Source organism: Oryzifoliimicrobium ureilyticum (assembly GCF_037199735.1).
Taxonomy (GTDB): Bacteria; Pseudomonadota; Alphaproteobacteria; order Rhizobiales; family Rhizobiaceae; genus Rhizobium; species Rhizobium ureilyticus.
The window spans coordinates 132031-155172 of record NZ_JBBBVQ010000014.1 but is presented as its reverse complement, the minus strand read 5'-3'; the positions used below and the strand labels follow the sequence as shown (position 1 = coordinate 155172).

Here is a 23142-nt window from a genome sequence, read left to right as displayed (position 1 = left end):
AGCTTATGAGGATGGACGCTTCGCAAATGCGCGGCCTATCGTGTTGAGCAATAACTGAGCAGCGAGAATAGCCGTCGAACCGGTATGGTCGTAGTCGGGCGCGACCTCGACCAGATCGATACCGACAATCGTTCCCCGGCTCGCCAGACCAGCTATGATTTCCAGCACCTCATAATAGATGAAACCACCGTGGCTCGGCGTGCCGGTACCGGGCGCGATAGATGGATCAAACCCGTCGATATCGATCGTGAGATAATATCGCTTCCCTTCAGGGATACGCTGGAGCACCGCTTCAACACCAAGCTTTCTGATTTGCCGAACCGAGAGAATGTCTGAGCCTACCGAACGCGCATGCTCGTAACCCTCTTTCGCTGTGGACGAGACGTTGCGAATACCGAGTTGTGTCATTCCACTGACCCAGGCCTTTTCCGAAGCTCTGCGCATCGGGCTCCCATGACCGAAGCGCACGCCATGCCGCTCATCGACAAAATCCAGATGAGCGTCGATTTGAACGACATGGATATCGTCCTGATCTGAAAAGGCATTGATGCAGGGAATATTGATCGAATGATCGCCGCCCAGCACTACCGGAAGAGCCCCGGCAGCTAAAATCTTACGCACTGCCAGTTCGATGTTTGCGTGGCTTCGCCCCGTGTCCGTATGCACAATATCGGCATCTCCTATATCGACGATGCGAACATCTTCGAGATAAGTACAATCATCCTCGTGATCATAAGCGCCGGAGTGACCGAAAGAAAAAAGTGTGGAAGCCTCTCTTATACCACGCGGCCCAAAACGGGCGCCAGCCCGCCATTGCGTGCCAAAGTCGAATGGCGCGCCCAATACCGCAACATCGGCGTCAATAGCATCCCAGTCAGCCACATAGGGGCTTTTCGCAAAAGTGGAAATGCCGACGAAAGGCAAATCCAGCCTTCCTTTCTCGTAACCGTGTTCGCTCATCTCAATCCTTTTTGGAAAATCTGTCCCCGCACTTTCGGAGCACGACGGTTTGCGAAACGATGAGAACATGGACAGAATTCCAGAAAAATAGGAGAGTGCTGCAGTTTACATCAGAAATGTTGATATGAGGAATGACGTGCAGATTAGCCAATCAGACTTGCGATCGCTCGCGGTATTTCGCTCTGTTGTGGAACACGGCAGTTTTACTGGCGCGCAAATATCACTCGGGCTCAGTCAATCTGCTGTCAGCTTTCACATCAAAGCTCTAGAGGATCGCTTCGGCTTCGCTCTATGCCGCCGAGGCCGTTCAGGCTTTGAGCTCACAGACCGCGGATCGGTTGTTTATGAAAGATCGAAAGGGCTTTATCTCGCTCTCAATTCGTTTGAGAGCGATATTGGCAAGTTAAAAAACAAGATTACCGGAACGCTTCGACTGGGCCTGATCGATAATACAGTTACCGATGACGAACTCCCGTTGCCCAACGTTATCGCAAAGATCAGTAACAAAGCTCCAGAGGCAAGGATCGAGATCACGGTCGGTCATCCGGAAGCATTGCTCACAGAAATCGCCGTTGGAGGTCTGGATTTAGCAATATTACCACATGCTCAACCATTTCGCGGCATCAAGACGACGCCTTTCAAGGAAGAAATGCATGTCCTTTATTGCGCAGAAGGTCATGCCCTGTTTCAGTTCGCTCCTGAGGATGTGACGCAAGACCTCGTTGAGACATTCGATTTTGTTGTCAGACCTTACGCAAATCGCCAAGAACTCGAATTTTTTCCAAACGCAAGAACGAAAGCTTTCGCCTCCAATATGGAAGCACAAGCCATGTTTATCATGTCAGGCTGTTTCCTTGGCTACCTCCCAGAACATTACGCGCGGCAATGGGTAGAGGCATCTAAACTCAAGCCGATTCTAGCATCAACTACAACATTGAAGTCACCATTTGTCATTGCAACGCGGCAGGACGAAAAGTCATCGAACATCATGGACCTGTTCATGCAGGAACTTGCAGGCCTCGCATCAGAAGCCCTTCACAGACGCACAGCCAGCCGCATCGTCTCACCCTGAGTTTCGTTGCGAATAGAAAGGCAAAAGCCTTCGCCACCAATCTAAAATTCTCATTGTACGATTAGGAGATGAAATTTGACGGATGAGTGGATGAAGGGGCTATAGATCGGTCTCCTAGAAACTGTGTGTTCAGGAACGTCGGATGCAGCAGATACAACCCAATTGCAAACCTCAATCTCGTGCGCGGCTTAAAGTCGGTTTCATTCTCGGTCGCGCCTTTACCCTCTCGGCCTTTTCGCTATTTGTCGATACGCTGCGTCTGGCAAGCGATGAGCTGGACCGTTCCGGCAGAGTGCTGGCGGATTGGGAAGTGCTTGGTGATACGCGGCATCTCATCCGCTCCAGTTGCGGGGTCAGCGTTGCGCCTACCAGCGATCTGGTGTCGCCGGAGCGCTTCGATGCTCTTGTCGTCGTCGGTGGTCTTCTTTCGGAGGATGTGGCGTGTAACCGGCAGAGGCTGGACTATCTGAAACGCGCCGCAGCCCTCGATATACCGTTGCTCGGAGTATGCACCGGTTCCTTCATTCTGGCCGAAGCGGGCCATATGAAGGAGCACGAGACCTGCGTGAGCTGGTTGCACTTCGAGGCGTTTCGGGAGCGTTTTCCCGATCTCCGTGTCAGGCCGGACCGGCTTTTCAATTTCGGTGGGAAACGCGGTTCCTGCGCAGGCGGCGCCAGCTCTGCTGATCTGGCAGCCTTTATCGTGCGCGCCAAGGTCAGTCGCGATGCGGAACGCAATGCACTCGACATTTTGCAAATCACCTCACCGCGCAAGGCCAGCGACAGCCAGTCACGCGTGCCCATGCAGCCGCGCAATAACAGCGACGAAATCGATCAGCGCGTCAACGCCGTGCTGCTTTTGATGGAGCAGCATATTGCCGAGCCGATGGAAATCGAACGTCTCGCGCAAGCCGTACAACTGTCGCGTCGTCAACTGGAGCGGCTGTTTCAGAACGTTCTGGGCTACTCTCCAGCAGAAGCTTACAAGCTGCTGCGGCTGCGCCGCGCAAGCCATCTGATCACTAGCACCAACAGACCATTGATCGACATAGCGGTTGACGTTGGCTTTAGCAGCGCGTCCAACATGGGCCGCTCTTTCCGACGCATCTATGGCAAATCACCTACAACCCTTCGCCGCTAAGCAAATTGAAAGCGTGATGTCTTTCTATTACAGAACAGCCGCGCTTCTTCGCGGCTGGTTCCTGAGCGTTGAGGCTTTCTTATTTCCCGCTCCTTGAAGGGATCTGAACCAGCAACCCTCGGTTTCGAACCGCTGGGAAATCATATGCTTACCGACGCACCATCCAAGTGATTGGAAGTCGCGACAACAAAAAGGCCGGGGCGAAATCGCACCGACCTTCCTCACCGTCGCCTCTTTATCAATGCCAGTACATCCTTGGTCAAAGCCAGATGGCGACGAAGCATTGCGAGCGGCGAATTCATTCAGTGCTCATCAGCAATGCCGATAGGACCTAGTACGCAACCAATGTGTTCACAAGAAGTCAGCCATCAAAGCCACTGAATTCACCTGAGGCGAACCGCACCGCGGTCATCTAAAGCCTCAACCGACCAGAGGCATGCGGAAGGTGAAGCGTGTCTCGATCTCATCCGAGTTCACAATGATAGTGCCGCCATGAGCCGCAGCGATCTCCGAGGCGATAAACAGACCAAGGCCGAGCCCCTGCATGCTCGGCCGCAGATCACCGCGTCGGAATGGCTGGAACAGTTTTGCGATCGTCTCTTCAGAAATCGGCTGCCCGCCGTTGGCGACGGACACTTCCAAGATCCGGTCATGCACGCCAGCGACGATCCTGACGGGCTCGGTCTCGACACCATGGGTGATGGCATTCGACACCAGGTTGGAAAACAGCTGGGCAAGCCGCAGTCTGTCGATGGCAAGTGCTGCCGGGAGATCGAGCGAAACGGCAATCTCCCGATCCGGATGAGACAACTGCAGCTCTTCGACAACATGGCGAAGGGTGAGGCCAAGATCGTCCTCTGCCAGATCGAGGGTAATGCCTCCGCCCATTCTCGCCCGGGCCAGATCCATTACATTGTCAACAAGCCCGATCATCCGAGATATGCTGGCCTTCATCAGTTTCAGGACGAGAGGGCTGCGCGCCGTCCAGCCTTCCTTCAGGAGCCGCGAGGTGCCGGCGTCGACAGCGGCAATCGGATTGCGCAGGTCATGGCCAAGCACGGCAATGAACTGCTCGCGCAGCTCCGACAGATCCTTCTCGCGTTCGAGCAGCTCTTCCGTCGCCTTGAGACGGTCATCCGCGTAGAGGTGATGGCCGATCAGCTCAGCAAACAGCTTGAATGTGCCGATGACTTGCGGATTGTTGACCTTTGCCGGATTGGGATCAATAGCGCAGAGCGTGCCAAAAAACTGGCCGTTGGCCAGAATGATCGGCACGGAGATATAGCTGCGCAGACCGTAGATCCGCGGCGTATGGTGGTCGCGGTAGAGCGGCTCTTCGGCAGCATCATCGAAGACGATCGGCTGGCGATGCCCGCGGATTTCATCGCAGAGCGTGCTTTGGACCGGCAGTTCGTCGCCGGGCTTGAGGCCAAAGCCGACATGATCGAGCGATTGGCACGTGATCCAGCGATCGTCAGTGACCCTGGCGACGGCAGCAAAGCCCATTCCCGTCATGCGCAGGACGACATCGAGGATTGTCGGGACAGCCGCGATACCGGCGACGCGTGCGATATCCTTGGAAAAGTCTTCGGCGCTTGCGACATCGTCCACGACTGGCGGCTTGTCGGCGTTGGCAACGGTTTGGACTGCCTGGGTCTTATCGATTGCAATTGCAGCCGCGCCCGCGAGCGTTTCCAGCACATCGACTTCCCACTCGGCTGGCGAATACGGCCTTGCCCAGTAGGCCCCGATAGCACCGATCGGGCTTTCGACACGGACTGGTGCCATCGCAACCGACTTTACGAAGGTGCCGGCATAGAGCTCGTGGGGGATCCGGTTGTCTTTGACGACATCGGGGACCAGCACGGTTTGCCGATGGATAATCGCCCAGCCGCTGATACAGGCTGAAGCAGGAAATTTGTGGCCCTTCCAAAGCGGCCCAATCGCATCTTCTTCGATGTAGTGGCAGAAATCGCCGTCGCGACGGATGATGGCGATGCCATCGCATCCGATCAGCGATCGCGCGGTCGCGCGCAGCGTTTCCACCACATCTTCGAAGCTCTCGGCGCGTCCCATAGCCGCGATCGCCTTGTTCAGCGTCGACAGGGGTGTCGCGATTTTCGAGGTTTCGATATCGACGGGAGTGATTTCGATGGAGATAGACACTGCTTCACTCCTGCTCGGGGCAAGAGCGGATCATCTCCCAGCCGACCGCGCCCTACCAGTCTGCGAACGATGAGAGCGATATTAGGGCCATAGGGCTTTAATGTCCATCTTCACATGTTCCCATACTCGACGGCGCGATAGACGTGAGCCGATCTGAGACGCCGTCCTGCCGATACTCCCGAATTAACTGTCCGGGTGATCAAGCCTTTCCAAACGTCGTCGGGCGCCCATATATCAGCCACCGCTCAACATCAGGATCACAGCCGGCTTTGACCATTCAGTTTCCACCCAGCGGCTGCGCGACGATCTTTGAGGGCTTCGATTGGGCAACGTCTCCGCTCGGTCCGCAGACAGCGTGGCCCCCTGAGCTCAAGACACTGACGAGCGTCATGCTCGGCTCGCTGCAACCCATGCTGATCGTCTGGGGGCCTGAGCAGACGACGCTTTACAATGACGGCTATGCCGCGATGTGCGGCAATCGCCATCCTGCTGCCTTCGGTGGGAGCTTCCAGTCGCTCTGGCATGACATTTGGGACCAGGTCGAGCCGATCATCTCGGCCGCCTATGCCGGCCAGGGTACGTCGATGGCTGACATCCAGTTCACGATGCACCGCAACGGGTATCCCGAAGAAACCCATTTCGCGTTCTCCTATACGCCGGTACGCGATCCATGGGGCTCGGTGCTCGGCATGTTCTGCGCCTGCACCGAGACGACATCGGAGGTGCGTGCCCGCCGCGCGCAGGACGACCTCAAGGAACGCTTCATGCAGGTCTTCGAACTCAGCCAAGGCGGCATTGCCATGCTGACGGGCAAGGATCACGTGTTCGAATATGCCAATGAAGAATATTATGCGATGATCGGCGTGGGGCGCGAGATTATTGGAAAAACGGTCGCGGAGGCCGTGCCCGAGGTCATTCGCCAAGGTTTCATCGGGATCCTGGACGGTGTCTTTGCAACCGGTGAGCCGTTCGTCGCAAAAAACCTGCCGGTCAAGCTCAACCGGGGACCAGAAGGCGAAGAGCAGAACCGGCTAATTGATCTCGTCTATCAGCCGACCCGCAGTCCGGAAGGCTGCATCACCGGCATTCTCGTTCAAGCCCGCGATGTCACGGCACTGAGGGCCGAAGAAAAGCATCGCGAGCTGCTCGCCTACGAGCTCGGCCACCGACTGAAAAACCAGCTTGCCATGGTCCAGGCGATCGCCTCGCAAACGCTGCGGCACGCAATCGATACGCAGACCGCACGCACGAACCTGAGCGACCGGATCTCGGTTCTCAGCCGATCGCACGATGCAATCATCGAAGGCGGCACAGGTCATTCGAGAGTTGGCGATCTGGTGGCCCAGATGACCGCCATCCACGATAGTCCCGACCATCCGCGCGTTCTCGTGGCTGGTCCGAATATGACGGTGGGGTCTCGACCCGCCCTTTCGCTATCGCTGATCCTGCATGAATTGGCGACCAACGCCGTAAAGTACGGTGCGCTTTCAAGTCCGGACGGCCGCATTACATTGACGTGGTGTGTCGGCGGCACCTACCGCGATCGCTTCAAGCTCGAGTGGAAAGAAACGGGCGGGCCGCCGGTGTCCAGACCCGAAAAAGAAGGAACAGGCAGCCGTCTGATCAGAGCCGGCCTCAACGGCACGGCGGACTGTCAGTTGTCCATCGACTACGAGGCCGACGGCCTGAGGTTTTCGATTTCGGCCGATCTTGCCGGTTTCCAAAAGGAGCACTGATATGGCCTTATCAACAAAGGGACCACTTCTGGTCGTCGAAGATGATGGCCTGATACGGATGGATCTCGCCGATACCCTCCAAGATGCCGGCTACGCGGTGCTGGAAGCGGCCAATGCCGACGAGGCCTGGGCGATCCTGCTTGAAGCGGATGTCTCAGCGCTCATCACCGATATCGACATGCCGGGCTCGATGGATGGACTGGAACTGGCGCGCCGGGTTTGTGACCGCTGGCCTGATTGCCGGATCATCGTTATTTCCGGACGATACAATCCAGATCATGCGAAGCTACCCGCCAACGCCTCCTTTCTGACCAAGCCGGTGGGTGAGACCGAGCTGTTTAAAGCGTTGGAGGCTCACGGTCTTGCTGCCTGATCAAGAGCTGGTGGGAATCGCGTCGCGTCGAGTGCAGTCCTGCACAACTATGCAGATGTCAGCGGAAAGACGAGTAGTTAGCCTTCGGCACATGTTCTCAGGTCTTGAAAGGATTCGAACCGCTGGCTAAAATCGGAAGCAGTAAGGCATCCCACCGTCACTCAAATCGTTCGCCTATTGGCGGCATCGAACGGCCATGGCACAGAGGCCGGATGAGATGCGGCTATCATTTCAACTTGCGTCCACAATGAATATTCGCGCTTCTTGCGCAAGATCTCGCTCTGCCTTGATGGGTGCATACTCGGGCGATCGGTAAAATGCCAGCGCGTGATCTACCGTCTCAAACTCGAAAATGCCTGCCATAGGCAACGGCGCATCCCCCTCCAAAAGCTCAACGACGGGACCAAAATGCACGATGCGTCCGCCAGCGGTTTGCAGAGCCTGTTGAAACATAGGGGCGATCCTTGCTTGGCGCTTGCTGTCCTTGATGCGAAAATTAACGTGAACAAAAGCAGGCATACCATAGATCTCCAGCAATAATGCATATACAGTATTCTAGCCATTTGGATTTGTCGAGGGCTCGAATGACTGAGTTAGCCGATCTATACCGACGGGTGGAGGCGACCTGCCCCGCTTTTCAGGCGCGCTCGACCGCGCGAGCGCTCACACGTTTTTATAACAATGCCTTCCGGACGCTTTCGATCACCCCTGAACAGTTCAGCTTAATGGTTGGTATCGGAGGAAGTGATCAGCCGACAGTCGTCGAACTGGCAGCAAGGGCTGGCGTTGATCCTACGACGCTGAGCCGGAGCATCCAGACCCTTGTTCAGAGAGACCTCGTTGCTAACATCGGCAGCCGAGGTCGAGCCGGCAAGCGTCTCGTGCTGACCGAGCGCGGCGAACGATTGATGGGCGAAGCAATGGCTGCCTGGGAACAAGCGCAGGTCCAGTTGATAAATCTATTAGGGATCGAAGCCATACGGTCTTCGACCAATGCTATGTCTCTCCTTGCGGCGGCGGCACAGGAACTCGCCCTGTAGCGCCTCTACCCCCATCGACAGGGTTTGCTCCCGAACCTATCGTTCCAACGCGTTGCAGGTAGGAATTGGCTTGGACTAAGTCGGTGGATCAGGCGTTCGCAATTTTCCTGACTTCGGTCTGGCGCCAGTCCAGCGGATGCCCATGGCCGCCGCGCAGCTCTAGACGTCCTACCAATGAACCGGAGGACCGCTCTACAAGGACTGAGTGAAGTTCGCCAGGCGCATAAAGATAGTCTTCCCCCCATTGCCTAAGAGCAACTATAATGAGGAAAAGGCCGCGTCCCTTTTCCGTCAAAGAATATTCTCGATAAGCACTTCCGTCGGACGCGGGCCCAAGCTCAAAAATACCCTGCTCGGTTAGGCCTTTTAGGCGCGCCGCAAGCATACCCTTTGCGATACCAAGGCTATTTTGAAACTCGGTAAAGCGACGGATTCCATCGAACGCATCCCTGATAATGAGGAGTGACCACCAGTCCCCGATCACGTCAAGTGCCCGCGCCACAGGACAGCCCGTATCCCATACACTGGTCCGCTTCACCATGACTTCTTCCTCCAAATGTGGTCCTGATTTAGAACTAGAAATGGTGCGACACAAGTGGTTTCAATATAGGACCAGGCACAATTCGATGTTGCGATGTAAAGATGGATATGGGATCGAGACAAATGCTGGACGGCGACAAGAGCGAGGCTTGACCACGGGGACGGCGCTGGCCCTCGCCCTGACTGCCGGTCTAAGCGTTGCCAACGTGTATTTCGCGCAGCCCCTTTTAGACCAGATGGCGGCAGCCTTTAGCATTCCTCCGGCACACGCTGGATTGGTCGTTACACTGACGCAGATCGGCTATGGACTTGGCCTCATCTTTTTGGTGCCGCTTGGTGATCTCGTTGATCGCCGGAAGCTCGTTATCGCCCTGACAAGTCTGTCGGCCGCAGCTTTGCTTGTCGTGGCGAAGGCCAACGCCAAGACAGTGCTTATGGTGGCAATGGCAATCGTTGGATTGCTGGCAGTCAATGCGCAGGTCGCTGTCGCCTTCGCAGCAACGCAGGCCTCCTCTCACGAACGTGGGAAGGCCTTGGGGATCGTAACCAGCGGCGTCGTGATCGGCATCCTTGCCGCACGATCGATAGCGGGAGTTCTCACGGATCTGGGTAGTTGGCGAACGGTCTATCTGACATCAGCCGCCGTGATGGTCGTCATCACGGTTCTCCTCGGTTGCGTCATACCTAGCCTGACTCCAACTGCGCCTAACGAAGGCTACTTGTCGTCTCTACGTTCCATGCCAATCCTTTTTCTACGAGACCGAGTTCTGCTGCTGCGTGGCATTCTAGCACTTTTGATCTTTGCAACCTTCAGTGCGTTCTGGACCACGCTTGTGCTTCCGCTCAGCGCAGCGCCGTTCAGTTACTCGCATACAGAAATCGGATTGTTCGGGCTAGTCGGATTAGCGGGCGCAGTCGCTGCCACATTTGCAGGGAAGCTGGCAGATCGCGGACACGCGCAGAGCACAACAGGCTACTCGCTCGTGCTGCTTGTCCTGTCATGGGAGCTGATCGCGCTCCTGCCCCAATCAATTCCCACACTGCTCATCGGCATCCTTCTTCTCGACCTTTCGGTGCAGGCAGTTCATGTAACCAATCAAAGCATCATATTGACGCGGCATCCCGAGGCGAGCAGTCGGTTGGTTGGCGGCTATATGGTGTTTTACTCCGTAGGAAGTGCCGCCGGTGCAACGACATCGACGATCGCCTATTCCGAGGCAGGCTGGCTTGGTGTTTCGGCATTGGGTGCAGCCTATAGCGCTGCTGGACTTCTTGTGTGGATTCTAAGCTTGAAATTTTCCGTGCTGCACGACGGCGACATTGCCTTCCATGGCGAACCCGAGCGACGGCCATAGCGTTTCAGGCTCTAACTGGCATCGTCAACTTAACGAATCGTCGGTTTCATTGTGAGATGACGGACCATCACAGACCGAGATCCTACCATCGTTTTCCCACCGAAATCATCGCCCATGACGTGTGGCTGTATTTCCGGTTTCCGCTCAGCCTGCGGATGGTTGAAGACATGCTGGCGGCGGAACAGAATCTGCCGCATGGTATTAATTTGGCGAAGAGGGTTTAGTGTTACCACCCAAGTCGTAACCACCAAATTCCTCACTGAGTGCGGTTAGGCGATCGAGCGCCGCGTTGCGTCCTGCCTCACGCGCGATCTTGAACGCTTCGATATCGTTGGCTCGGAGCCGACGATGCGTTCCGACCTTTTCTGCACTTATCTCTCCCCGATCGATTAAACGAACGAGATATTGCCGAGAAACACCCAAAATCTCAGCAGCATCTTGGGTGGACAGGAGTTCTTCATCGGCAAGCACCGTGACATGTCGTCCCTCCGCCACCAACTGCGCGGCACGGAACATCACGTCGGCAAGCACACTTGGCAATTCCACGGACTCGCCGTTGACGAGCACGATTTGTACCGACTCTGCCTGCTTTGTTGTCCGCTGGACAAGCATACTTGCCAAGCGCGCAGCTGCCGTCCTTTCGATTGGGAGAACTGCGCTGGACGACTGTTTCGATCTTGATGAAGAAGGATTGCGATGTGATGTAGCCATGGGCGCAATATGGCCCATAAACGCTACAAACGCAACCTCCCTTTGTTCGTGTCAAACTAGGGAGCTGGGAGGCCAATACGCGTCCTCGACTTGATGCCGCCTGCGGGACAATTTAAGTCCTGTCCATTCAATAATAAATGACTCCGCGCTCTTAGATCAAAGGCGTCAAACCGAGCGACGACAGTGAAATGATAACCGTAGTCCTGGACGCAAATGTCCTTTTCCCAATGCTACTGCGGGACACCCTCCTGCGCTGTGCCGCCGCCGGGCTCTTTCAAATCCGTTGGTCCTCCAGAATTCTGGAAGAGATGACAAACAACCTAGTTAAAGACTACGGGATGCCTGCGACCGCGGCCAACACTCTGCGCGAGGTTATGGAAGAAGCATTTCCCGAGGCGATGGTTGAAGGGTGGGAAAAACTTGAACCGGCGATGCGCAACGATAGCAAAGACCGGCACGTAACGGCGGCTGCAGCGGTCTCCGGCGCGGTAGCAATTGTCACCGCGAATACTCGGGACTTTTATGATCTCCCAGCCGGCATCAGTGCGGTGCATCCTGATGAATTTCTATGCGCGTTGTTTGACGCAACTCCCTCCATGGTGAGGAACGTCCTCCATCGGCAAGCCAATGGCTATCGAAGGCCGGCGCTGGTCACGACCGAGTTGCTTGCGAGACTTGCCGTCACCGCGCCAAATTTTGCGCGGATTGTTCACGACTACATGAACGATTAGGGCGGAGAAGTCGGTGGTCGGGAACCGCTTATTGCCGCAAATCGAGCGCCGACGCTCCCAAGCGCCATTCGTGCGCTAAGGCATCGGCCTTCGTACAGCAAGGTCGGAAACAAACACTGCAAATTGCGCTCTTGATGAAATACGAACCTGCAACCCGTCATCGAAAGATCGGCGATGCTTATTTAAAGTGGATTAGTCTGGACCGGCGTGATCACCTCATCTCGTCAGCAATGATCAATCACCGTAAATCTCCGTGGAGACAACCTATCTTCATGCGCATCTCGAACTGAAGAAATCTGCACTCGCAAAGCTGAAGCAGTAAGAACGCGCCAAGGCCGAGCGATTTCGACCTAGCGACCGGCTTCTGGAATTCCTGAACGCCATCTAAGCATGAGAAGTATGCCGCGTGCCAAACAACCGCGACCCGCCGAACGGGCTGGGACCGCACGGTTCGCTGCAAACAATAGAAGAGACACTCGGCATAGTTCAACGATCGTCATAAACCTTAAAAATTAATGCCGTGATCCGCTGGCTTATTTGACCGCGACGCTTAGTGTCATCATCAACGGACACAAGCAGAACCGGATCGATGGGCTTTTGCCGTGGAATTATTCGGGACGAACAAACGGCTGAAGTCGCTTTCGGCCCGAAGGGGATCTCCGCAGAAGCCTGTGCAAAGGCAGGAGCGGCCCCAAGACCGCATCCAAAAATTCACGTCAGACCTGAGCCTGGCCGCCGTCGGCAAAAAGTTCGGCGCCGTTGACAAAGCTCGAGTCGTCCGAGGCGAGGAACAGGGCGGCCTTGGCAATATCATCCGGTTCACCAACCCGACCCAACGGGATTTGGGAGGCGATGTAGTCAAGAAGACCCTGCTGCTGATCTTTGTCGTCGCCTGCCATTGCAAGCAAGCCAGGGGTACGGGTGGGTCCGGGGGAAAGAACGTTCACGCGAATGCCTGTTTCCTTGAGGTCAAGCACCCAGGACCGGGCCAGATTGCGTACTGCAGCCTTGGAGGCGGAATATATAGAAAAGCCTTGACGGCCCTCAATGCTTGCAGTGGAACCGATCAGGATGATGGACGAGCCTCTGACCATCAGAGGAAGGGCCTTCTGCACGGTGAAGATCACCGCCTTGACGTTGCGACCGAAGGTCTCGTCCACCTGTTCTTCAGTAATCTGCCCCAGAGGAAGTGTCGTAAGGCCGCCGGCATTGGCAACGAGAACGTCGAGGCGGCCACGTTCCGACTTCACCTGCTCATACAGACGGTCCAGATCCGCGTTGCTGCTTGAGTCCGCCTTGATACCAGTGACGGTTCCACCGAATTCCCTAACAGCCTTGTCGAGAACGTCCTTGCGGCGTCCGGTGATGTAGACATGCGCGCCTTCCGCAGCAAACAGCTTAGCGGTGGCGAGACCGATACCGCTCGTTGCACCCGTAACAACAGCGATTTTTCCTTCAAGTCTGCCCATCTCGATCTCCTTGCAGATGTAATGCCACGTCGACATAGACTTTTGGTTTCTGTTATACCAGTATGCACTTTTTGGTAAGCATAAGGAATTTGCGCAGTGAGTACATCTGGTTTTACCTGCGGCCTTGATGCCGCAATGGCCGTTATCGGTGGGAAGTGGAAGCCGCTAATCCTGTTTCACCTCCTCGGTGACGGACGGCGCTATGGTGAACTCAGGCGCGCCGTCGGGCGCGTCAGCGACAAGATGCTGATACAGCAGCTCAAGGAGCTGGAGGTGGACGGAGTCGTCAAGCGCACCGACTTCAAGGAGGTTCCGCCAAAGGTCGAATACTCGCTCACTCCCTTCGGACATACGCTCGCTGAAGCGCTGAGGCCGCTTTACAGTTGGGGAACACAGTACATAGCAGAGGTCGAACGAATGGTGGCGCGTCGAGAAGATTCCGAGGCTAAAAATACGGCGATTCGCGGATGGGCCACACCAAGATCATTGCAATGACCTCTTCTGGCGCATGGTTGCCTTCAATGGCGTGGCGACCCTTTTCGGATGCTGGCCGGTTCCGGTGTCTCCCACAGTCTGGCTCCGGATAATTTGGATCGAATGCGATCATCGCTCCCTTACGCTTAGACGATTAAAGCGCATCGAGAAGCACCTTCTGGTAGTCAAAGGTAAGAATTGCCAGGATTATTGCGGAGAAATAGATGAGATCGCGATCCTCGAGTCTCGCCGCAAACAGGTCAAAGTACGAAGCCAACCGCCGGGCAGCGGATTGGCTGCGCCAGTAGTCGAAGTTGCGCTCATAGCCATTCAGGGTGATGGTAGAAATTCCAGGCTTTAAACCCGGGAGAGCCGGGCTTTGCACGATGCCGATCCTCGTGCCTACCAGTAATTCGATCTGACGCCGCGAAAAGGGATCGTTGCCGAAAACGGAAACAAAGTCCAGGACGCGATTCTCCGGCAAAAGACCACGCATCGTCCAGAGTGTGTTGAACGTATCCGCGGCGAAAGCCAATCGCCATTGGTCCTCGCCGAGACTCGACTGCTTGATGATGCACTCGCCGACGCAGGCTATGCTGAAGCCTTTTCTGGTCGTGGGTAGCCGTTTAAAACAGTGCTCAGGCGTCGAAGGCCAGTTGGACTTTCAAAGTCTTCTCGGGATTCTGTTCGATGAGATTGAAAGCAGCGCGAGCATCCTTAGCGCCGAAGGTCTGCGTGATCATATTCGACGGCTTCAGCTTGCCGGCCTCCAACCACTCGACGACTTCGGGAATGAAACGGCGGTTGAGGCGGGAGCCGACAAGCGTAAGCTCCTTGCGAACGATCTCCTGCTGGCTGACATTGCAGGGCGCGGCGGAAAAGCCGAGCAGACCGATGCGCCCTGCCGGCCCTGCGATACGGCAGGCCTCATCCAGAAGTGCGGGAATTCCGGCGCCATCGATAACAACCGATGGTCCGAGACCGTCCATTTCACCCGCGACGGCTTCGGCGACGGACTTCAGCTTGGAATTGATAACCGCATCGGCGCCAAACTCCATGGCGCGATCAAGCCGCTTCTCGTCGATATCAGCGATAAGGCAGCGCGCTCCGCGCATCTTTGCCACCTGCAGCACCGTGATGCCGACGGTCCCCGCGCCGTAGATCAGGACTGTGTCGTCGGCTGTGCAACCCGTACGCCAAAGCACATTGGCTGCCACCGCAAGCGGCTCGGCAAGAGCGGCGACGTCGAAGCCTAGCGAAGGCGAAATCCGGACGGCGTTTTCCTGGGGAACCACGGCAATCGACCGAAAGCCGCCATCGCGATGAACGCCGATAACCTGCAGATTGGCACACACATTGGAGCGGCCAATCCGGCAAGGGTGACAATGGCCGCAGGATATCACAGGATCCGCGACCACATGATCGCCGACTGCAAGCCCCGATACACCGCCGCCGAGCGCGGTTACCACCCCGGCAAATTCATGCCCGATGATGCGGGGATAATTCACGAAAGGGTTCGAACCATGGAGGATGTGCATGTCGGAGCCGCAAATTCCGGCTTTCATGACCTGTATTGCAATCTCTCCCTTTGATGGAGGGTGAACCTCGCGCTGATCGATCGCCAGCTTGTGCGGTTCGAGTACCGATATCGTAACCATGTCGTCTCCACAGTCCATATTTATGGCAGCAATGACCCAACGCGTATGCTGCGTTCGGGAAATCAGCCGGCCAACATCTGCTTTAGATGCGCGTCCACCTTCCCGCGCCAGACGTTATTTTCCGTCAGTTCAGGCGGAAAGAGGCCGGGTACGGCAAAAAGGTGAGTGGTCAGGCTAATCCATAGCTCGCGTGCGACAAAGTCCGCTCGATGCCCCGCAGTTCTGCGAGGCCCTTGAGCCGCCCGATCGCAGGATAGCCGGGCTGCGCGCCACGCGTGATGTCCTCCAGTATTTCCTGTCCGTGATCAGGCCGCATGAATATCTGGTGGTCACTGCGTCCTTCCGCCTTGCGGCGCTTCTCCTCGGCGACGATCGCGGCGATAACCGCCACCATGTCCGTATTGCCTTCGAGATGCTCGGCCTCGAAGAAGGAGCACGGCATCCGCTCCTCCTCGCGACGGACGTTGCGAAGATGGAAGAAGTGGATCTTTGGTGCCAGTCGACGGAGCATGGCGGGCAGATCATTGTCCGGCCGTACGCCGAGCGAGCCAGTGCAGAAAGTCACGCCGTTTGCCATGCTGTCGACCCCGCGCAGGACTTCCAGATAATCCGCTTCGGTCGACAATATGCGCGGCAGGCCGAGCAGTGGCCACGGCGGATCATCGCCATGGGCACACAGGCGCATGCCCAGTTCTTCGGCCACCGGCACGACTTCAGAGAGGAAGTGGATGAGATTCTTCCGCAATCTGCCGGCATCGATGGCCGCATAGCGGCCGAGCGCTTCCGTGAGTTCGCCGATGCTGTAACCATCCGAGGAACCGGGAAGACCGGCGCCGATATTGCGCGACAATGCCGCCTTCTTTTCATCCGACATGGCGCGGAAGCGCGCATCGGCCTGCTCGATGACAGCAGCGGAGAACTCAGCCCTCGCGTTGGGGCGCTGAAGCATATGAAGGTCGAACGCCACGAAGTCGATCAGATCGAAGCGCATCGCGCGCGCGCCGATCGGCGTTTCCCAGCGCAGATCGGTGCGTGTCCAATCCAGAACCGGCATAAAATTGTAGCAGACGGTGGAGATGCCGGCTTTGGCCAGCACACGAAGGCTCTGCTGCCACGCGGCAATATGCGCCTTCCAATCCCCGGACATGGTCTTGATGCTTTCCGAAACCGGAATACTCTCGACAAGCTCCCACTCGAGGCCGCCGGCGCGAACTTCCTGCTGCCGCTTTTCAACCTCTTCTGTCGTCCATGCCGTCCCAGTCGGCACGTGATGCAGTGAACTGACGATGCCCTGCGCTCCTGCCTGGGCAGCTTCGCGGACGCTAACCTTGTCAACCGGCCCAAACCAGCGCCATGTATGTCTCATACCTTACCTCTTGAAATTATGCCGGTTTGTAGTGAAATCCCTTGCTCGCTTCTGCCGGGTGCCCCGACAAGCGCAACCGCCCTTGCGGGGGAGCCGGAGCCTCCTTCGATCGGAAGGGGCAATGCGGTGAGGAAACAGTAGGGCGGCAGTTGACCGAGATTGGCAAAATTCTCGCCAACCAAAATATTGGCCCCGAGTAATGTGTTGTGCGCCGGAAAATCCCTACTTCCATAATGATCTATCGAAAGGCAGTCCGAGCCGACGATCCGAACACGTTTGGCAAGCAGGAGTTCGCTCGCTTCTTTCGAAAGCCCCGGCCAGTCGCTGAGAAAGCGCCCGTGTTGTGATACATCCTCCCAGAAGCGATCCCAGCCGAAATGGAAGAACACGGCATCACCGGCCTCGATTTGTCCATGATTTTCCTCGAAGGCCAGAATCCGGGCCGCATCGACACCTTCGCACGGCTTCGCGTCTAGAGCGCTGATGGTTGCCATGCGGCCAAAGAACCGTGGGAGGGCGATCTCCGCGATCGAGCTTCCACCTTTGACGAAATGCCGCGGGGCGTCGAAATGAGTGCCGGAATGTTCGCTGAGGCAGAGAGAATGATTGCAGGCGACATCGCCGTTGTCGTAGCTCTCGATGACCTCCTGACAGAAGCGCGGATGCGTCGGCCAGACTGGCATCTCCGCCTTCATCGGATGTGTCAGATCGACGAAGGTGAAGTGCTCTTCGCTGAACAGGGTTCTAAGACTGCTGATGTCCGCCATTTCAGGCCACCCTCGGCCGCGGTACAATGGCGACGATCAGGATGATCAGCGCCCCAGTGAGCACGAAGCGGACGCCTGCTTGCATCTGGAAGGTGTTGAGCATTGTCGCCATCAGATTGAAGAACAGTGCGGCACCCCAAATGCCTAAGGCGTTTGCCTGACCGCCGGCCACGCTCGTGCCGCCGAGAACCACGACCGCAATCGACTCCAACAGGTAGATGTCACCCATGTTGAGCGCCGCGCCGCCGGAAAATCCGGAGAGGAGAAAGCCAGCAAGGCCCGCGGCGGCGCCGCACAGGCAATAGGCAATCAGCCTGACGCGACCGGCCGAGATGCCGGCGAGCTTTGCCGCCGGTTCGCTCTGTCCGACGGCAAGCAGCCGCCTGCCCCAGACGCCACGCGAAAGGACTATCATCGTTGCAAGCGTCAGCAGGATCACGGCCAAGGGCATGAAGGGAACGCCGCCGATGCGCCAGAGGGTGAAAGCCGAAAGCATGGCCGGCGGCTTCAGCGTTGCCTCGCCGCCAAAATTGAAGGCTAAGGACTGGAAGACGAAGCTCCAGGCAAGAGTAGCAATGATCGGCGGCAGGCGGAGGAGTGTGATGGCGAGAAAATTCAGAAGGCCAGCGAGAGCACCAACGGCAACGGCCGCTGCAAGTCCAGCGAAAAGCATATGGTCCTGCGCTTTCATGACTGTCATCGAAACGTAGGCGGCGAGAGTCAGCACGGAGGAGACGGACAGGTCGATATTGCCTGGTCCGGATGCGATGACGAGCATCTGTCCGGTTCCAACCAAGACGCTGAAGGCGCCGAATGTCAGGGCGGCTGTCAAGGTCGCCTCGGCACTATCGAAGCCGGCATAGGCCGTGGTTGCAATCCACATCGCAAGCGCGACGATGAAGCCGTAGGTCCAGGGAGCAAGAGAGAGACGACGGTTCATGGCTTTTTCTCGGACAGGAGTACGCGACCGGCAAGTACCAGGAACAGGATGCCGCCCTGGGCACCAATCTGCCAGGTAGGAGGCACCTGCAGGAAGCTGAGCAGCGAGCCGGCAAGAGAAAGTGTCAGGGCACCGATGACCGTTCCGACCGGAGAGACGATCCCACCGTTGAAGGAGCCACCACCCAGTATGACAGCGCCGACACCCAGCAGCGTGTAGGCCGGAGCGACATTCGGATCACCCGAGGTGGTGAGCCCCGTGAGCGTGATGCCGGAAAGGCATGCGAGAAGACCGGCGGCCGCATAGACCATCATCCTGATGCGCGTGGTGGACCAGCCTGCCCGCTCGATGGCACGCGGATTTGAACCGGCACCGCGTAGGATGGCACCGTAGGAAGATCGTGTGATGACGAAGTGCCCGGCAACAGCGGCGATGACCGCTAGCAGGATCGGCAGTGGCACAAAGGGCGGCCGCCAGGTCATGAAGCCCGCAAGCCAGGCAGGTGCTGCGCCACCTGGCGAAGGCAGTATCATGATGGCCGTGCCGAGCCAGATGAACGACATGCCGAGAGTAACGATGATGGAAGGAAGCTGGCGAGCCTGGATGAGCAGGCCCATCCCGGCATAGACGGCTATGGCACCGAAATAGAGGACGATTGCCAGCAGCGGGTTCGTTGCGAGATGGAGCGCCGTGATGCAAGTGATGAGCCCGACAAAGGCGCCATTCGACAGATCGATGTCGCCGAGCATGATTATTAGCATTTGTGCCAGCGCGGCAAGCACCAACGGCGTCGCCAGTTTGAACAGCAGGGTAAAGCCGAAGTAGCTCATGGCTGTCGGCCGAATCCAGAAAATGACGGCGAGCATGAGGATAAGAGCAACGGCCGGCAACCCGACTTGCAGGCTTGCGGAAAGCCAAGGCGGCCTGGCGTTAGATGTTGGCCTGATCATAACATCAGCCATGTGCGCCTCCAAACGAAGCTTCCAAGATGCGCGCATGGCTGATGTCATCGCCCCGGATTTCCTCGACGGCCCTGCCCTCACGGAAGACATATAGGCGGTCGCAATTGTTGAGTTCTTCCATCTCGGTCGTGTACCAGACGAATGTCCGCCCCTGGTCGGCTTCGGCGCGTATTAGCTGGTAGACCTCCTGCTTGGTGCCCACATCGACGCCGCGCATGGGATCGTCGAGGAAGATGACCTCGGCATCCGAGGCGAGAGCCCGGGCGAAAAGCACCTTCTGCTGGTTGCCGCCGCTGAGCGACAGGATTGGCGTTTCTATCGAGGGCGCCTTGACCTTCAGCCTCGACGACCAGCTGGAGGCCAATGATCTCGCCGCATCGGCCGATACAAAGCCGGCGCGCTGCAACGCGTTCAGGCTGCGGATCGTCAAGTTATCGGCAATCGACCAAAGGCCGAACACACCCTCGAGCCCGCGGTCGCCGGCAACATAGGCGGCCGGCGTCTTTCCAGCCCTGTTTATGGAGGTGAAGATGGATCGCAGCCGTTCACGCTGGCCGTGGCCATCGAGGCCAGCAAAGCCGATGATCTCACCGGCTGAAGCCATGACCGGACGATCCGCTCTATCGACACCGGGATGAGCGATCTGAACGACGCCTGTCCTGCGGGTCTCGCCATACGCGATGCGGCTGTGGGTTGCCTCGATGCCCCCCATCATTTCGACAAGGTTGGATCGAGAAAGGCCACGGGTGCTCCGCTCGGCAATGATCCTGCCATCGACCATGACAACGGCACGATCGCAGACGGCAATGATCTCATTCAGCCTGTGTGTGATGAGAATACAGGCGACACCGCGCGCGGCAGCCGATCGAATGTAGGCCAGAAGCTGTTCAGTCGCCTGATGGCCGAGCGAGGAGGTCGGCTCGTCGAGGATAACGCAGCGAACGCGAATATCCGTCTCCGTAAAGGCGCGAGCAATCTCGACCATCTGGCGGGAGCCGATGGAGAGTTCCGAAATCTTCGCATTCGGATCGATGCCGTGACTAGGGAAGATGTCGTCCAGCGCCTGGGAGATCAATTGGCGCGCCCGACCGCGCCAGCCAGGACCCCGCAACTGCCTGTGGATCACCCGCGTGTTCTCGGCTGCGGACAGGTTTGCACAGAGCGACAGCTCCTGAAAGACACAGCGAAGCCCGTTTAACTGGGCCTTGGCGGCATTCCACGCGTCCATCTCAGCCCCGGCATAGCGGAAGCTGCCTGCCGTGCGCTGGACGGCGCCCGACAGGACATTCATCAGTGTGGACTTCCCGGCACCGTTATGACCGACCAGGCCAACCACTTCTCCGCCGGCAAGACGGAAGTCGACACCGCCAAGCGCATGGACAGAGCCATAGCTCTTGCTCACATCGCGTACATCGATCAGCGTTTCCGCCATGGCGGTATCCGGAAATGTGGTTGGCAGGTCAGTCATGATCAGTCTCACTTCGGGGCGGGAACGGCCGGAAGATCGGTCTTGTTGACGTTTGCATCGATAATCTTGGCTACGAGATCCTGCGGATATTGAGCGTTGACCACGCCGCCCTCGGGAACCGTCTTTAGCCAGGCATCGAGAGCCGGCTGATTGATCTGCAGCAGCGGAACTTCGACGAACTTGGGCACCTTCTTGCCGGCAAGAATCTGCTGGGCAACCCAGAAGGCGACCTGGGAAACGGAAGGTGTCGCGCCGAGCGAGAAGGTCTCGTAGCCGGATGCATCATGCTCCTGCTTCCACAGCGCCAGCTCGTCCTGACGATTGCCCATGATGATGATCGGCAGATCGCGCTTGGCAGCCTTGAAAGCCTGCGCAGCACCATAGCCATCGCCACCCTGCGTGAGAACCGCATCGACCTTGGGCAGCGATGGAAGGATGCCAGAAACTTCCTTCTGCGCCACGGTGGAAGTCCACTGACCGTAGACCTCGCCGACGCTCTTGTAGTTCGGATGCTCAGCCAGCGCCTTCACGACGCCGTCGTGAAGGCGCTTATCGAAGCCGTCACCCGCCATACCGCGAATTTCAAGAATGTTGGCCGGCTTGTCGCCCAGCTTCTGCTTGATGAAATCAAGCTCTGCCTTGGCGTAAGAATTGAGGTTGTAGTCGACGACGTAGGCGCATGGCTCGGTGACCCCACTGGCAAATGCGACGACGACGATACCCGCATCGCAGGCATCCTTAATCGCGCCATTGAGGGCCGTGTCGGAGCCGGCGAGCACGATGATGGCGTCATAGCCCTGCAGGATGAGGTTCTGGATTTGCGAAGCCTGCTCGGTCACCGAGTTGTTGGCGCTGACAACGGCTGTATCGGCAATCTTGCCATCACTCTTGGCTTTTGCCCCCATATCCTGGAAGCTCTTGATCATCACCTGGCGAAACGAGTTGCCGGCGTAGGAGTTGCTGAACGCGATCTTCTTTCCGCTGGTATCACCTTTGGCGACACCGTCCTCGGCGCGCGCCAATGAGGCGATGGCCGTGCCGGTAAGCAGCGCGAGCGCAACTGACACAGCCGTGTTTCTGTAATTGATCTTCATGGATGTTCTCTCCTCCAACTCCCTGTGAAAGGACCGGCTTCTGCCGGGCCTGGGGTCGGTGGCTTTGCTCCGACGATCGACTATGATCACACAGTTTGTTGTGCGCACCGCCGGAGGGCGGCTGAAAGTCGTTCTTCGAAGGTCCTCCCGTTTCTCCCTAGGCTACACATACATACTACCATGGTAGTATGTCAATGACAGTGATAGACTGCCTTTAAAACATGTGCGATTTGCGGATATCGGCGATTTCGATCGCCCAAAGGGGAAACGATGGCGGACAAACGTACGATGGAAGACACGATCAGCGATAAGGCTGCGTCGCCTCCAGCTGCTGGCCTTGAACCCATCAACCTGCGGATGCCAATTGCGCCACAGGTCTATGAACGCATCCGCCGCGCCATCATCACGCTTGCGATCCTTCCATCGGAAGCCCTCAGCGAAAAGGAACTGTCGCTGCAATTGGGCGTCAGTCGGACACCTGTGCGTGAAGCGCTTATTCGCCTAGCCGATGAGGGCCTGATCGACATCCTTCCTCAGCGTGGAAGCTTTGTAGCCCCCATCCGGATCAGAGATGTGGAGGAAGCGCAGTTCATCCGTGAGTCCCTCGAAGTCGCGGTGGTTGGGCGACTGGCCGGGCAATGTTCTTCCCAGTTCCTGATCGACATCAAAGCAAATCTGGCCCGGCAGGAGCTTGCGGTGACGCAGGAAGATGGCGATCTCTTCCTGGAGCTGGACGAGGCGTTTCACAGAAGCTTCTGTGAGGAGGCCGGCCTTTCCAAGAGCTGGCGTGTCATCCAGACCGTCAAGCTGCAGATGGACCGCGTCCGCTATCTTAGCCTTCCCGATGCGATCCACCTGCGGACGCTTCTCGCACAGCACTGGCAGATCGTCAGCGCAATCGAACAGAAAGAGCCGGAAGCTGCCCGCGCCGCCATGGCGGCACATCTTCAGGAAGTGCTCGGTACTGCCCACTGGCTCAGCGTTCAGCGCGCAGATCTGGTCGAGCGCTGAATTGCAGGAGACGAGAACGATGAGCCACAGGCTGCGAGGTCTATAGTCGGCGGTTATCCTAATCACCGAGTTAAGTTTCTGATGTTGAAAGGATATGAACCGTCGACG

Annotated in this window: 23 protein-coding genes and 2 pseudogenes; 11 read left to right on the top strand and 14 right to left on the bottom strand. The window is 57.3% G+C overall.

Annotation, left to right across the window (positions count from 1 at the left end; translation table 11 throughout):
• Positions 1-3: 3 nt before the first annotated feature.
• Complete coding sequence (gene speB, locus VQ830_RS18925; protein WP_337269708.1) at positions 4-960, bottom strand: agmatinase; 957 nt, start codon at positions 958-960, stop codon at positions 4-6.
• Positions 961-1096: 136 nt separating this feature from the next.
• Between speB and VQ830_RS18920 the strand changes: the two genes are divergently transcribed.
• Together VQ830_RS18920 and VQ830_RS18915 are read left to right on the top strand one after the other, a co-directional pair.
• Positions 1097-2032 carry a LysR family transcriptional regulator gene (locus tag VQ830_RS18920; protein ID WP_337269707.1) on the top strand — a complete coding sequence of 312 codons (936 nt, stop codon included), beginning with the start codon at positions 1097-1099 and terminating at the stop codon, positions 2030-2032.
• Positions 2033-2174: 142 nt separating this feature from the next.
• Complete coding sequence (locus VQ830_RS18915; protein WP_337269706.1) at positions 2175-3173, top strand: GlxA family transcriptional regulator; 999 nt, start codon at positions 2175-2177, stop codon at positions 3171-3173.
• 420 nt (positions 3174-3593) lie between these two features.
• Here VQ830_RS18915 and VQ830_RS18910 read toward each other — a convergent pair whose 3' ends face one another.
• Entirely contained in the window at positions 3594-5339 is a 1746-nt protein-coding gene (locus VQ830_RS18910) for a GAF domain-containing sensor histidine kinase (RefSeq protein WP_337269705.1), read from the bottom strand.
• Positions 5340-5608: 269 nt separating this feature from the next.
• Between VQ830_RS18910 and VQ830_RS18905 the strand changes: the two genes are divergently transcribed.
• Together VQ830_RS18905 and VQ830_RS18900 are read left to right on the top strand one after the other, a co-directional pair.
• On the top strand, positions 5609-7075 hold the full coding sequence (locus tag VQ830_RS18905) for a PAS domain-containing HWE histidine kinase family protein (protein WP_337269704.1): 1467 nt from the start codon (positions 5609-5611) through the stop codon (positions 7073-7075).
• 1 nt (position 7076) lies between these two features.
• Positions 7077-7448 carry a response regulator gene (locus VQ830_RS18900; protein WP_337269703.1) on the top strand — a complete coding sequence of 124 codons (372 nt, stop codon included), beginning with the start codon at positions 7077-7079 and terminating at the stop codon, positions 7446-7448.
• A gap of 231 nt (positions 7449-7679) precedes the next feature.
• Here VQ830_RS18900 and VQ830_RS18895 read toward each other — a convergent pair whose 3' ends face one another.
• On the bottom strand, positions 7680-7967 hold the full coding sequence (locus tag VQ830_RS18895; RefSeq protein WP_337269702.1) for a DUF1330 domain-containing protein: 288 nt from the start codon (positions 7965-7967) through the stop codon (positions 7680-7682).
• Between the two features lie 65 nt (positions 7968-8032).
• Here VQ830_RS18895 and VQ830_RS18890 point away from each other — a divergent pair, with 65 nt between their 5' ends.
• A complete protein-coding gene (locus VQ830_RS18890) occupies positions 8033-8488 on the top strand; it encodes a MarR family winged helix-turn-helix transcriptional regulator (protein WP_337269701.1) in 456 nt (151 codons plus the stop codon).
• A gap of 88 nt (positions 8489-8576) precedes the next feature.
• On the opposite strand, the gene VQ830_RS18885 is transcribed toward VQ830_RS18890, so the two are convergent.
• Positions 8577-9029 carry a winged helix-turn-helix transcriptional regulator gene (locus VQ830_RS18885; protein ID WP_337269700.1) on the bottom strand — a complete coding sequence of 151 codons (453 nt, stop codon included), beginning with the start codon at positions 9027-9029 and terminating at the stop codon, positions 8577-8579.
• 85 nt (positions 9030-9114) lie between these two features.
• Between VQ830_RS18885 and VQ830_RS18880 the strand changes: the two genes are divergently transcribed.
• Together VQ830_RS18880 and VQ830_RS18875 are read left to right on the top strand one after the other, a co-directional pair.
• A complete protein-coding gene (locus VQ830_RS18880; protein ID WP_438618218.1) occupies positions 9115-10383 on the top strand; it encodes an MFS transporter in 1269 nt (422 codons plus the stop codon).
• Between the two features lie 56 nt (positions 10384-10439).
• A pseudogene (locus VQ830_RS18875) lies at positions 10440-10559 on the top strand (IS6 family transposase); the annotation flags it as partial.
• 25 nt (positions 10560-10584) lie between these two features.
• On the opposite strand, the gene VQ830_RS18870 reads toward VQ830_RS18875, so the two are convergent.
• Positions 10585-10995 carry a helix-turn-helix domain-containing protein gene (locus tag VQ830_RS18870; RefSeq protein WP_337269722.1) on the bottom strand — a complete coding sequence of 137 codons (411 nt, stop codon included), beginning with the start codon at positions 10993-10995 and terminating at the stop codon, positions 10585-10587.
• A gap of 287 nt (positions 10996-11282) precedes the next feature.
• Here VQ830_RS18870 and VQ830_RS18865 point away from each other — a divergent pair, with 287 nt between their 5' ends.
• Together VQ830_RS18865 and VQ830_RS18860 are read left to right on the top strand one after the other, a co-directional pair.
• Complete coding sequence (locus VQ830_RS18865; RefSeq protein ID WP_337269698.1) at positions 11283-11825, top strand: VapC50 family PIN domain-containing toxin; 543 nt, start codon at positions 11283-11285, stop codon at positions 11823-11825.
• Positions 11826-12347: 522 nt separating this feature from the next.
• Positions 12348-12458: pseudogene (locus VQ830_RS18860) on the top strand (transposase domain-containing protein); the annotation flags it as partial.
• An 83-nt stretch (positions 12459-12541) separates the two neighbouring features.
• Here the strand turns inward: VQ830_RS18860 and VQ830_RS18855 are convergent.
• The gene (locus VQ830_RS18855) at positions 12542-13294 is read right to left on the bottom strand and encodes an SDR family NAD(P)-dependent oxidoreductase (RefSeq protein WP_337269697.1); all 753 of its coding nucleotides are present in this window, start codon (positions 13292-13294) and stop codon (positions 12542-12544) included.
• Positions 13295-13390: 96 nt separating this feature from the next.
• On the opposite strand from VQ830_RS18855, the gene VQ830_RS18850 reads away from it, so the two are divergent.
• Positions 13391-13789, top strand: coding sequence for a winged helix-turn-helix transcriptional regulator (locus tag VQ830_RS18850; protein WP_337269696.1), 399 nt, complete (start codon positions 13391-13393; stop codon positions 13787-13789).
• Between the two features lie 133 nt (positions 13790-13922).
• Here the strand turns inward: VQ830_RS18850 and VQ830_RS18845 are convergent, their stop codons facing one another.
• The 8 genes from VQ830_RS18845 to VQ830_RS18810 form a co-directional block, all read right to left on the bottom strand.
• Positions 13923-14303, bottom strand: a complete 381-nt coding sequence (locus tag VQ830_RS18845; RefSeq protein ID WP_337269695.1) for a carbohydrate kinase family protein — start codon at positions 14301-14303, stop codon at positions 13923-13925.
• A gap of 103 nt (positions 14304-14406) precedes the next feature.
• Positions 14407-15426, bottom strand: coding sequence for a Zn-dependent oxidoreductase (locus tag VQ830_RS18840; protein ID WP_337269694.1), 1020 nt, complete (start codon positions 15424-15426; stop codon positions 14407-14409).
• A gap of 169 nt (positions 15427-15595) precedes the next feature.
• Positions 15596-16792, bottom strand: a complete 1197-nt coding sequence (gene uxuA / locus VQ830_RS18835) for a mannonate dehydratase (protein ID WP_337269693.1) — start codon at positions 16790-16792, stop codon at positions 15596-15598.
• Positions 16789-17559 (bottom strand): cyclase family protein, encoded by a 771-nt coding sequence (locus VQ830_RS18830; RefSeq protein ID WP_337269692.1) that lies wholly within the window; start codon positions 17557-17559, stop codon positions 16789-16791. The genes uxuA and VQ830_RS18830 overlap by 4 nt, the downstream gene beginning before the upstream one ends.
• Before the next feature lies 1 nt (position 17560).
• Positions 17561-18499, bottom strand: coding sequence for an ABC transporter permease (locus tag VQ830_RS18825; RefSeq protein WP_337269691.1), 939 nt, complete (start codon positions 18497-18499; stop codon positions 17561-17563).
• Positions 18496-19461 (bottom strand): ABC transporter permease, encoded by a 966-nt coding sequence (locus VQ830_RS18820; protein ID WP_337269690.1) that lies wholly within the window; start codon positions 19459-19461, stop codon positions 18496-18498. The genes VQ830_RS18825 and VQ830_RS18820 overlap by 4 nt, the downstream gene beginning before the upstream one ends.
• On the bottom strand, positions 19454-20929 hold the full coding sequence (locus VQ830_RS18815; protein WP_337269689.1) for a sugar ABC transporter ATP-binding protein: 1476 nt from the start codon (positions 20927-20929) through the stop codon (positions 19454-19456). The genes VQ830_RS18820 and VQ830_RS18815 overlap by 8 nt, the downstream gene beginning before the upstream one ends.
• A gap of 8 nt (positions 20930-20937) precedes the next feature.
• On the bottom strand, positions 20938-21996 hold the full coding sequence (locus tag VQ830_RS18810; protein WP_438618236.1) for an ABC transporter substrate-binding protein: 1059 nt from the start codon (positions 21994-21996) through the stop codon (positions 20938-20940).
• 297 nt (positions 21997-22293) lie between these two features.
• On the opposite strand from VQ830_RS18810, the gene VQ830_RS18805 reads away from it, so the two are divergent.
• On the top strand, positions 22294-23034 hold the full coding sequence (locus VQ830_RS18805; RefSeq protein WP_337269687.1) for a GntR family transcriptional regulator: 741 nt from the start codon (positions 22294-22296) through the stop codon (positions 23032-23034).
• The last annotated feature ends 108 nt before the right edge of the window (positions 23035-23142 follow it).

What these genes read in the sequence shown, in the direction of transcription:
- speB (WP_337269708.1), bottom strand. Translation starts at nt 960, where the DNA reads ATGAGCGAACACGGTTACGAGAAAGGAAGGCTGGATTTGCCTTTCGTC.
- VQ830_RS18915 (WP_337269706.1), top strand. Translation starts at nt 2,175, where the DNA reads ATGCAGCAGATACAACCCAATTGCAAACCTCAATCTCGTGCGCGGCTT.
- VQ830_RS18900 (WP_337269703.1), top strand. Translation starts at nt 7,077, where the DNA reads ATGGCCTTATCAACAAAGGGACCACTTCTGGTCGTCGAAGATGATGGC.
- VQ830_RS18895 (WP_337269702.1), bottom strand. Translation starts at nt 7,967, where the DNA reads ATGCCTGCTTTTGTTCACGTTAATTTTCGCATCAAGGACAGCAAGCGC.
- VQ830_RS18890 (WP_337269701.1), top strand. Translation starts at nt 8,033, where the DNA reads ATGACTGAGTTAGCCGATCTATACCGACGGGTGGAGGCGACCTGCCCC.
- VQ830_RS18885 (WP_337269700.1), bottom strand. Translation starts at nt 9,029, where the DNA reads ATGGTGAAGCGGACCAGTGTATGGGATACGGGCTGTCCTGTGGCGCGG.
- VQ830_RS18880 (WP_438618218.1), top strand. Translation starts at nt 9,115, where the DNA reads ATGTTGCGATGTAAAGATGGATATGGGATCGAGACAAATGCTGGACGG.
- VQ830_RS18870 (WP_337269722.1), bottom strand. Translation starts at nt 10,995, where the DNA reads ATGCTTGTCCAGCGGACAACAAAGCAGGCAGAGTCGGTACAAATCGTG.
- VQ830_RS18865 (WP_337269698.1), top strand. Translation starts at nt 11,283, where the DNA reads ATGATAACCGTAGTCCTGGACGCAAATGTCCTTTTCCCAATGCTACTG.
- VQ830_RS18855 (WP_337269697.1), bottom strand. Translation starts at nt 13,294, where the DNA reads ATGGGCAGACTTGAAGGAAAAATCGCTGTTGTTACGGGTGCAACGAGC.
- VQ830_RS18840 (WP_337269694.1), bottom strand. Translation starts at nt 15,426, where the DNA reads ATGGTTACGATATCGGTACTCGAACCGCACAAGCTGGCGATCGATCAG.
- uxuA (WP_337269693.1), bottom strand. Translation starts at nt 16,792, where the DNA reads ATGAGACATACATGGCGCTGGTTTGGGCCGGTTGACAAGGTTAGCGTC.
- VQ830_RS18830 (WP_337269692.1), bottom strand. Translation starts at nt 17,559, where the DNA reads ATGGCGGACATCAGCAGTCTTAGAACCCTGTTCAGCGAAGAGCACTTC.
- VQ830_RS18825 (WP_337269691.1), bottom strand. Translation starts at nt 18,499, where the DNA reads ATGAACCGTCGTCTCTCTCTTGCTCCCTGGACCTACGGCTTCATCGTC.
- VQ830_RS18820 (WP_337269690.1), bottom strand. Translation starts at nt 19,461, where the DNA reads ATGGCTGATGTTATGATCAGGCCAACATCTAACGCCAGGCCGCCTTGG.
- VQ830_RS18815 (WP_337269689.1), bottom strand. Translation starts at nt 20,929, where the DNA reads ATGACTGACCTGCCAACCACATTTCCGGATACCGCCATGGCGGAAACG.
- VQ830_RS18805 (WP_337269687.1), top strand. Translation starts at nt 22,294, where the DNA reads ATGGCGGACAAACGTACGATGGAAGACACGATCAGCGATAAGGCTGCG.